Source organism: Streptomyces sp. NRRL B-24085, from assembly GCF_001282115.1.
In the GTDB taxonomy this organism is placed as follows: Bacteria; Actinomycetota; Actinomycetes; order Streptomycetales; family Streptomycetaceae; genus Streptomyces.
In genome coordinates this window covers 1-9,150 of sequence record NZ_LJBR01000342.1, presented here as the reverse complement: position 1 = coordinate 9,150, position 9,150 = coordinate 1, and the positions used below count along the sequence as shown (strand labels likewise).

Sequence of the window (9,150 nt, the reverse complement as noted above, 5' to 3'; positions counted from 1 at the left end):
CCAGGGGCTGCCGCCCCTTCGACCCCGCTCCCGGGGGCGCTGCCCCCGGGCCCCCGCTCCTCAAACGCCGGAGGGGCTGAATTGGCGCGAACGCCGGAGCGGATGGATTCGGGGCAGGTCACCCACCCAGGGGCGCGGGGAACTGCGCGACCAGCCCCCACTCAGCCGCATCCGCCGGTCATCGCTGTCGCCGGCGGTCCCGCCTTCACCTTCTCCTACGCCGAGCACTCCGAGCTGCTCACCGCGGCCGGTGCCGAGGTCGTCGTCTTCGACCCCCTGCGCGACGAGCAACTGCCGGACGGGACGAGCGGGTTGGTCGTCGGGGGCGGGTTCCCCGAGGTCTACGCCGCCGACCTGTCCGCCAACGAACCGCTGCGCAAGGCCGTTTCGGCCCTCGCGGAGACCGGCGCTCCCGTCGCCGCCGAGTGTGCCGGACTGCTGTACCTGTGCCGGGAACTGGACGGGCAGCCCATGTGCGGGGTGCTCGACGCGTCGGCGCGGATGACGGGGAAGCTCACGCTCGGGTACCGGGACGCCGTGGCCGTCAGCGACAGTTCGCTGGCCGTCGCCGGCACGCGGATGCGCGGGCACGAGTTCCACCGGACCGTGGTGGAGCCGGGGGCGGGGGACGCGGCGGCCTGGGGTGTGCGGGTGCCCCGGCGGCGGCTGGAGGGTTTTGTACAGCGTGGTGTGCACGCGAGTTATCTGCACACGCACTGGGCGTCCGAGCCCGGTGTCGCCCGTCGGTTCGTGGAGAGGTGCCGGACGTCATGAGCAGCAGCAGGTTGATCGGGGTCGGGGTCGGGCCCGGGGATCCTGAGCTGGTGACCGTCAAGGGGGTCAACGCCCTGCGCGCCGCCGACGTGGTCGTGGTGCCGGTCATGGACACCGGGGAACAAGGGCGGGCCGAGGCGACCGTGCTGCACTACGTGCCGCAGGAGAAGGTCGTACGGGTCGTCTTCGCCCTCAACGAGCGCACCGACCACGGCCGGCGCGAGGCCGCGTGGGACGCGGCCGGGGAGCGGGTGGCGCAGTTGCTCGCCGCGCACGCGTCCGTCGCCTTCGCGACCATCGGCGATCCCAACGTCTACTCCACGTTCACCTATCTCGCCCACACCATCGGCGCGCTCGTGCCGGGGGTCGTCGTCGAGACCGTGCCCGGCATCACCGCCATGCAGGACCTCGCGGCGCGTTCCGGGGCCGTGCTGACCGAGGGCACCGAACCGCTCACCCTCGTGCCCGTGACGGCCGGTTCGGCCGTGCTCAAGGACGCGCTCGCCGGGCCCGGGACGGTCGTGGCGTACAAGTTCGGGCGGCAGGCCGCCGAGGTGGCCGAGGCGCTCCGGGAGACCGGGCGGATCGAGGACGCCGTGTGGGGATCCGCGCTGGGTCTTGAGGGCGAGTCCATCCGGTCGGCCGCCGAGCTCGACGGGGTTCCCCTGCCGTACCTCTCCACCCTGATCGCGCCCGCACGGCGGGACGGCACCCGGGGCGGCAAGTTGTGAGGCCCGTCAGAGGAGCGGCGGCCGGGTCAGCCGGCCAGCCCCACCACCAGCCAGATGAAGCCGACGCCCGCGACCGTGCACAGCAGGGTCGAGCGGGCGGGGTGTTCGTGGTGCGCCTCGGGGAGGATCTCGGCCGCCGCGAGATACAGGAGCGCGCCGCCGAAGAGGCCGAGATAGCCGCCGAGCAGGCCCTCCGGGATGGTCACGAACGACGTCGAGGCCGCGCCCAGCACCGGGGCCGCCGCATCCGCGAAGAGCATGGTCAGCGCTCTGCGTCGGGCGTTCCCGTACAGGCTCGTGATCGTGTACGTGTTGAAGCCGTCCGCGAAGTCGTGCGCCACGACGGCGAGCGCGACGGCCGTGCCCATGCCGCCGCCCACCTGGAAGGCAGCGCCGATGGCCACGCCGTCCATGGCGCTGTGGCCGACCATCGCGGCCGCCGCCGTGAGGCCGACCTCGGGCACCCGCCCGTCGTGCTCCTCGGCGCCGTGCGCGGCCTGGCGGGCGGCCAGCAGGCGTTCCACCAGATGGGCCAGCAGGAAGCCGGCCACGAACAGGAGCAGCGCGGCGGGCACGCCGAAGACCTCGTCGCCGGCCGCGTGCAGCGCCTCCGGCAGCAGGTCCAGACCGACCACGCCGAGCATCAGTCCGCCGGCCAGGCCGAGGACCAGATGGCGGCGGTCGGTCACCCGCTGTGCCGTCCAGCCGCCGGCCAGCGTCATCAGGAACGCGCCGAGCGCGACGAAGACCGCCATAGGGCCTTGGTATCCGATCACCCCCCGTTCGCGCACATCCGGCCACCGCGCCGACCGCGACCGTAAGACCTTTTCCTGCGTTTTTGTGATGAGAGGACCGATTTCCATGGCCGATGCCCCCACCGGCAAGGTGACCTTCGTCGGTGCCGGCCCCGGCGCCGCCGATCTGCTGACGTTCCGGGCCGCGTGCGCCATCGCCGAGGCCGACGTCGTGATCTGGGCCGCGAGCCTGGTGCAGGCGGAGGTCCTCGAGCACGCGCGCGAGGGCGCGGAGATCCTCGACTCGGCGACGATGTCGCTGGAGGACGTGGTCGCCGTGTACGAGCGGGCCCGCGAGGAGGGGCTCCGGGTGGCCCGCATCCACTCCGGGGACCCCGCCCTGTGGGGCGGTACGCAGGAGCAGCTCGACCGGTGCGCCCGGATCGGCATCGCCACCGAGGTCGTGCCCGGGGTCTCCGCCTTCTCGGCGGTCGCCGCGCTCGCACAGCGCGAGCTGACCATCCCCGAGGTCGCGCAGTCCGTGGTGCTCACCCGGCTCGGCGGTGGCAAGACGCCGATGCCGCCCGGCGAGGAGGTGCGGGAGTTCGCCAAGCACGGCACCACCATGGCGGTCTTCCTGTCGGCGGCGCGCAGCGGGCAGTTGGTGCGGGAGCTGCTGGAGGGCGGCTATCCGACGTCCACGCCGGTCGTGGTCGCCTACCAGGCGACCTGGCCGGAGGAACTGGTCGTGCGCTGCACGATCGGGACGCTGGAGGAGACCGTCAAGGAGCACAAGCTGTGGAAGCACACGCTGTTCCTGGTCGGCCCGGCGCTGGACGCCGAGGGCACCCGCTCGCACCTCTACCACCCCGGCCACTTCCACGGGTACCGCAAGGCGGACCCGGAGGCCCGGCGGGCACTGCGGGCGGCGAAGGGCGCCGGCACGTGATCACGGTCGTGGGTACGGGGACGGGGGCGGCGCCCGCGGAGTCCCTGGCCGGGGCCGAGCTGGTCGTCGGCGGGCGGCGGCACCTGGACGCCGCGGCGGTGCCCGCGGGCGCCGAGCGGGTCGTGCTGGGGCCGCTGGCACCGGCGCTGGACGTCATCGAGCGGCATCTCGACAAGGGCAGCCGGGTCGTCGTGCTGGCCTCCGGCGACCCCGGGTTCTTCGGGATCGTGCGGGTGCTGGCGGAGCGGTTCGGTCCGGCCGCGCTGGACGTCCGTCCCGGGGTGTCCTCCGTGGCCGCCGCGTTCGCCCGGGTGGGGGTGCCGTGGGACGACGCGGTGGTGGTCAGCGCGCACGGGCGGGATCTGCGGACGGCGGTGAACGTGTGCCGGGCTCGTCCCAAGGTGGCGGTGCTGACCGGGCCCGGGGCCGGGCCTGCGGAGCTGGGAGCTGCGCTCGCGGCGGGGGGTGCCGAGGGAGGTCGTCGGGCGGGTGCGGCGCCGTCGGGGCTGGTCGCGCAGTTCCCCGCGCCCCTTGAATGCGTACTCCTCGTTGCCTCTGCCCTCGGCACCGGTGACGAGCGTGTCGAACGGGTCACCCCTGCCGAAGCCGCCGCTCGGGATTGGGGTTCCGCCGTGAATGTCGTTCTCTGTCTCGATGAGTCACGGATGCTCGGAGCCGTACGTACCGTCGCCGGGCCTCCCCCGGCCCCCTCCCGATGGGCCCTGGAAGAAGGCGAGTTCGCGCACCGCGACTCGATGATCACCAAGTTCGAGGTGCGGGCGCTCGCGCTCGCTCGGCTCGGGCCGCGGCTCGGGGACCTGGTCTGGGACGTCGGTGCGGGGTCAGGGTCCGTGGCCGTGGAGTGTGCGCGGCTCGGTGCCGCCGTCGTCGCGGTGGAGAAGGCCGCGGACGGAGTCGAGCGGATCCGTGCCAACGCGGCCGCGCACGGGGTCGACGTACAGGTCGTGCACGGGTCCGCGCCGGACGCGCTCGACGGACTGGACGATCCCGACGCCGTGTTCGTCGGTGGCGGCGGGCGCGAACTGCCCGGCATCGTCGCCGCCTGTGCCCGCCGGGCCCGGCGGAGCGTGGTCGTGGCGATGGCCGCGCTGGACCGGGTGCCGGCCGTACGCGCGGCCCTCACCGAGGCCGGGCTGGACTGCGACGGCGTACTGCTCCAGTCGTCCCGGCTGGCGCCGCTGCCCGGGGACGTGACCCGGCTCGCGGCGACCAACCCGGTTTTCCTGCTGTGGGGCGTCAGAAACCCCGTGTACCGAGAGGGAGTTGCTCAGTGATCGGCCTTATTTCCGCCACCGCGGCGGGGGCGGCGGCACGTGACCGGCTGGCCGCGGCCTGGCCGGACCGCACGCGCGTGTACGACGGACCCGTGGGGGACGCCGTACGGCGGGCGTTCGCGGAGTGCGAGCAGCTCGTGTGCTTCCTGGCCACGGGAGCGGTCGTCCGCCTGGTCGCGCCGCTGCTCGGTGACAAGGCGTCCGACCCGGGTGTGGTGTGCGTCGACGAGGGCGGCCGGTTCGCCGTCTCCCTGGTCGGCGGGCACGGCGGCGGTGCCAATGAACTCGCCCGTGAGGTCGGTGAGTTGCTCGGCGCCGAGCCCGTGGTGACGACGGCGACCGACGCGGTGGGGGTGCCGGGGCTGGACACGCTCGGGCTGCCGGTGGAGGGCGCGGTGGCGGCCGTGTCGCGGGCCCTGCTGGACGGGGAACCCGTCGCCCTGCACAACGAGTCGGGCTGGCCGCTGCCTGCGCTGCCGGTCGCCCCGGAGGGGGCGTACGGGATCCGGGTCACGGACCGGCTCGTCGAGCTCTCCGGGCAGGAGGTCGTGCTGCGTCCGCCCACGCTCGTGGTCGGGGTGGGCGCCTCCAAGGGCGCGCCCGCCGAGGAGGTGCTGGAGCTGATCGAGGGGTCGCTGCGGGAGGCCGGGCTGTCTCCCCGCAGTGTCGCCGCGCTGGCCACCGTGGACGCCAAGGCCGAGGAGCCGGGGATCGTCGCCGCGGCCGGGCGGCTCGGCGTGCCCCTGGTGACCCACACCGCCGAGGAGCTGGCCGCCGTCGAGGTGCCCAACCCGTCGGACGCGCCGCTGGCCGCCGTGGGCACGCCGTCGGTCGCGGAGGCCGCCGCACTGCTCGGCGGCGGTGAACTCCTCGTCCCCAAGCGCAAGTCCGCGGCCTCCCCCGCCATGGCGACCTGCGCGGTCGTACGGCGTCCCGCGCGCGGCCGGCTCGCGGTCGTCGGACTGGGCCCCGGCGCCCGGGACCTCCTCACCCCCCGCGCGAAGGCCGAGCTCCAGCGGGCCTCGGTGCTGGTCGGGCTCGACCAGTACGTCGACCAGATCCGCGATCTGCTGCGGCCCGGGACCCGGGTCCTGGAGTCCGGCCTGGGGGCCGAGGAGGAACGGGCGCGCACGGCCGTCGAGGAGGCCCGCAGGGGCCAGGCGGTCGCGCTCATCGGCAGCGGGGACGCCGGCGTGTACGCCATGGCCTCCCCCGCGCTCGCCGAGGCCTCCGACGACATCGACGTGACCGGGGTCCCCGGGGTGACCGCGGCCCTCGCGGCGGCCGCGATCCTCGGCGCCCCGCTGGGGCACGACCATGTGTCCATCAGCCTGTCCGACCTGCACACCCCGTGGGAGGTCATCGAGCGGCGGGTGCGCGCGGCGGCCGAGGCGGACATCGTGGTCACCTTCTACAACCCCCGCTCCCGGGGCCGGGACTGGCAGTTGCCCAAGGCGCTCGCGATCCTCGCCGAGCACCGGGAGCCGGCCACGCCGGTCGGGGTCGTACGGAACGCGTCGCGGCCGGACGAGTCCGGCCGGCTGACGACACTGGCCGCGCTGGACCCGGCGACCGTCGACATGATGACGGTCGTGACCGTCGGCAACACCGCGACCCGTGACATCGCGGGGCGCATGGTGACCCCGCGCGGCTACCGCTGGCAGACGTCGGAGGAGGACTCGAAGTGAACCGTGTCGTCCACCCGATCGAGGTGGAGTCCTACCGGCGAATGCGTGCCCGCCTGGACACCTCGCACCTCCCGCCGCTGACCCGGGCGGTGGTGGAGCGGGTCGTCCACTCCGCCGCCGATCTGGAGTACGCCACCGATCTCGTCATGGACGAGGGCGAGTTGGAGAAGGCGCATGCCGCGCTGCACGCCGGCGCGCCCGTCGTCACCGACGTGGAGATGGTCGCGGCCGGGATCACCCGCCGGGAGACCGTCTGCCGGCTGCGGGACGCGAAGTCGGGTCCCGGGCTGACCCGTTCGGCCCACGCGATCCGGCTCGCCCACGAGCAGGTCGGCGCCGGCGCGATCTGGGTGATCGGCAACGCCCCCACCGCGCTGGAGGAGTTGCTGACCCTGGACGCGGACCCGGCGCTCGTCATCGGACTGCCCGTCGGCTTCGTCGGCGCGGTCGAGTCCAAGGCCGCGTTGCGCGAGAGCGGACTGCCCGCCGTGAGCAACGTGTCCGAGAAGGGCGGTTCTGCGGTGGCCTCCGCCGCGCTCAACGCCCTGCTGTACCACCCCACTCACCCCTCCGAGGAGACATCGTGACCACCCCGCCGCCCGCCCTGCTCATCGCCGGTCATGGCACCCGGGACGATGCCGGGGCCGAGGCGTTCCGTGACTTCGTCCGGGAGCTCGGGGCCCGCCACCCCGAACTGCCCGTCGCGGGCGGCTTCATCGAGCTGTCCCCGCCGCCGCTGGGCGACGCGGTGGCCGAACTGGTGGAGCGCGGGGTGCGCCGGTTCGCGGCCGTGCCGCTGATGCTGGTGTCCGCCGGGCACGCCAAGGGCGACATCCCGGCGGCGCTGTCCCGCGAGAAGGAGCGCCACCCCGGGATCTCGTACACCTACGGCCGCCCGCTGGGCCCGCACCCGGCGCTGCTGAACGTCCTGGAGCGGCGCCTGGACGAGGCGCTGGGCGCCGGCGGGGGGCGGACCCCGCTGGACCGGGCGGACGTGACCGTGCTGCTCGTCGGCCGGGGCTCCACCGACCCGGACGCCAACGCCGAGGTGTACAAGGCGGCCCGGCTGCTGTGGGAGGGGCGCGGATACGCGGGCGTGGAGACGGCGTTCGTGTCGCTGGCGGCGCCGGACGTGCCGAGCGGGCTCGACCGGTGTGCGGCGCTGGGGGCGCGCAGGATCGTCGTGCTGCCCTACTTCCTGTTCACCGGGATCCTGCCGGACCGGGTCAGGCAGCAGACCGAGGGCTGGGCGGCCGCGCACCCGGAGGTGGAGGTGCGTTCCGCGGACGTCATCGGTCCGGAGCCCGAGCTCCTCGACCTGGTGATGGAACGGTACGAGGAGGCCGTCAAGGGCGATCTGCGGATGAACTGCGACTCGTGCGTGTACCGCATCGCGCTGCCGGGCTTCGAGGACAAGGTGGGCCAGGCGCAGCAGCCGCACTTCCACCCGGACGACGACGGCCACCATCACCACCACGGCCACCACCACGGCTCCCACTCCCATGCGCACTGACAGCACCCGCAGCGGGGAGGGGCACGACCTGCGGCACCACGGCGACGCCGAGGTGCGGGACGACGGTGCGCGGCTCACGGACCTCGCGGTGAACGTCCGCGCGGACACTCCCCCGGCCTGGCTGCGGGAGCGGATCGCCGGGTCGCTGACCGGGCTCGCCGCCTACCCCGACGGGCGCGCGGCACGGGCGGCGGTGGCGGCCCGGCACGAGGTGCCCGTGGAGCGGGTGCTGCTGACTGCCGGGGCCGCCGAGGCGTTCGTGCTGCTCGCCAGGGCTCTGACGTTCCGTCACGCGGTCGTGGTGCACCCGCAGTTCACCGAGCCGGAAGCCGCGCTGCGGGACGCCGGGCACGCGGTCGAGAGGGTGCTGCTGCGGGAGGAGGACGGTTTCCGGCTCGATGCGGCGGCCGTTCCCGAGGACGCCGACCTGGTGGTCGTGGGCAACCCGACCAACCCCACGTCGGTCCTGCATCCCGCGGGCACGATCGCCGCGCTGGCCCGCCCCGGGCGCACGCTGGTGGTGGACGAGGCGTTCCTGGACGCGGTGCCGGGCGAGCGCGAGGCACTTGCCGGGCGGACGGACCTGCCCGGACTCGTCGTGCTGCGCAGCCTGACGAAGACATGGGGTCTGGCCGGTCTCCGGATCGGCTACGTCCTCGCCGCCCCGGAGACCGTCGCCGAACTGGAACGGGCCCAGCCGCTGTGGCCGGTGTCCAGCCCGGCCCTCGCGGCGGCCGAGGCGTGCATGGAGCCGCGGGCGCTGGCGGAGGCGGCCCACGCGGCCCACCGTGTCGCCACCGACCGGGCCCATCTGGTCGCCGGACTGCGGGAGTTCGCCCCGGACGGACTCCGGGTGGTCGAACCGGCCGAGGGCCCCTTCGTCCTCGTACGCCTGCCGCGGGCCGCCGAGGTACGACGGCATCTGCGCGACCTGGGGTTCGCGGTGCGGCGCGGGGACACATTCCCGGGGCTCGGCGAGGAGTGGCTGCGGTTCGCGGTGCGGGACCGGACGACGGTCAACTCCTTCCTCCAGGCCCTGGACCAGGCGGTGACGCTGGCCCAGGGCTGAGGCGGGCGCCGTCGCGCCGGCCCGGACGGCACCGCGACCTGGGCCCGGATCGGTGCGGCACCGGGGCTCCCCCTCCGTGCCCCCGGTCACCGGCGCTCATGCGGCACGGCTTCCCGGAGTTGCCGCCGGACCCGGTCATCCGCACGGTGTCCCGGGCCCGCCGCCCGACTCGGGCAGACCCGGCGCGGGTGCCACGCCCGCTCCTCCCCTGAGGCGAGGCACCCCACCTGCCCCCGCTCCCCCGGGGGCACCTGCGACCGAGGCCCGGATCAGCCTCGGCGGCGGGACACCGCCACCGCTCCCCCGCCTGCCACCAGCAGGGCGATCGCGCCGGTCACGAGGTACGGCGTCATGGAACTGCTGCCCGTCTCGGCGAGGCCCGCCTCCTTGGCGGGGC

At 74.7% G+C, this 9,150-nt stretch carries 9 protein-coding genes and 1 pseudogene; 8 read left to right on the top strand and 2 right to left on the bottom strand.

What is annotated here, in order from left to right:
• Positions 1–774 (top strand): annotated as a pseudogene (locus AOJ26_RS31600) (cobyrinic acid a,c-diamide synthase); the annotation flags it as partial.
• Positions 759–1,505, top strand: coding sequence for a precorrin-2 C(20)-methyltransferase (gene cobI / locus AOJ26_RS31595; RefSeq protein ID WP_053851792.1), 747 nt, complete (start codon positions 759–761; stop codon positions 1,503–1,505). The pseudogene AOJ26_RS31600 and the gene cobI, both read left to right, overlap by 16 nt.
• Positions 1,506–1,531: 26 nt before the next feature.
• Here cobI and AOJ26_RS31590 read toward each other — a convergent pair whose 3' ends face one another.
• Positions 1,532–2,260, bottom strand: coding sequence for a ZIP family metal transporter (locus tag AOJ26_RS31590; RefSeq protein WP_053851791.1), 729 nt, complete (start codon positions 2,258–2,260; stop codon positions 1,532–1,534).
• Positions 2,261–2,366: 106 nt separating this feature from the next.
• On the opposite strand from AOJ26_RS31590, the gene cobM reads away from it, so the two are divergent.
• The 6 genes from cobM to cobC are packed head-to-tail and all read left to right on the top strand — an operon-like array spanning position 2,367 to position 8,753.
• Positions 2,367–3,188, top strand: coding sequence for a precorrin-4 C(11)-methyltransferase (gene cobM / locus AOJ26_RS31585; protein ID WP_053851790.1), 822 nt, complete (start codon positions 2,367–2,369; stop codon positions 3,186–3,188).
• A complete protein-coding gene (locus AOJ26_RS31580; RefSeq protein WP_053851789.1) occupies positions 3,185–4,483 on the top strand; it encodes a bifunctional cobalt-precorrin-7 (C(5))-methyltransferase/cobalt-precorrin-6B (C(15))-methyltransferase in 1,299 nt (432 codons plus the stop codon). The genes cobM and AOJ26_RS31580 overlap by 4 nt, the downstream gene beginning before the upstream one ends.
• Positions 4,480–6,171: a precorrin-3B C(17)-methyltransferase gene (gene cobJ, locus AOJ26_RS31575; RefSeq protein WP_053851788.1), complete on the top strand. Its 1,692-nt coding sequence runs from the start codon at positions 4,480–4,482 to the stop codon at positions 6,169–6,171. The genes AOJ26_RS31580 and cobJ overlap by 4 nt, the downstream gene beginning before the upstream one ends.
• Positions 6,168–6,758, top strand: coding sequence for a precorrin-8X methylmutase (locus AOJ26_RS31570; RefSeq protein ID WP_053851787.1), 591 nt, complete (start codon positions 6,168–6,170; stop codon positions 6,756–6,758). The genes cobJ and AOJ26_RS31570 overlap by 4 nt, the downstream gene beginning before the upstream one ends.
• Complete coding sequence (locus AOJ26_RS31565; protein WP_053851786.1) at positions 6,755–7,684, top strand: sirohydrochlorin chelatase; 930 nt, start codon at positions 6,755–6,757, stop codon at positions 7,682–7,684. Before AOJ26_RS31570 ends, AOJ26_RS31565 begins: the two co-directional genes overlap by 4 nt.
• Positions 7,674–8,753, top strand: a complete 1,080-nt coding sequence (gene cobC, locus AOJ26_RS31560) for an Rv2231c family pyridoxal phosphate-dependent protein CobC (protein WP_053851785.1) — start codon at positions 7,674–7,676, stop codon at positions 8,751–8,753. Before AOJ26_RS31565 ends, cobC begins: the two co-directional genes overlap by 11 nt.
• A gap of 269 nt (positions 8,754–9,022) precedes the next feature.
• Here the strand turns inward: cobC and AOJ26_RS42330 are convergent.
• A partial coding sequence (locus AOJ26_RS42330; RefSeq protein ID WP_159044436.1) for an LAETG motif-containing sortase-dependent surface protein occupies positions 9,023–9,150 on the bottom strand: 128 nt, incomplete at its 5' end.

What these genes read in the sequence shown, in the direction of transcription:
- cobC (WP_053851785.1), top strand. Translation starts at nt 7,674, where the DNA reads ATGCGCACTGACAGCACCCGCAGCGGGGAGGGGCACGACCTGCGGCAC.
- AOJ26_RS31590 (WP_053851791.1), bottom strand. Translation starts at nt 2,260, where the DNA reads ATGGCGGTCTTCGTCGCGCTCGGCGCGTTCCTGATGACGCTGGCCGGC.
- cobM (WP_053851790.1), top strand. Translation starts at nt 2,367, where the DNA reads ATGGCCGATGCCCCCACCGGCAAGGTGACCTTCGTCGGTGCCGGCCCC.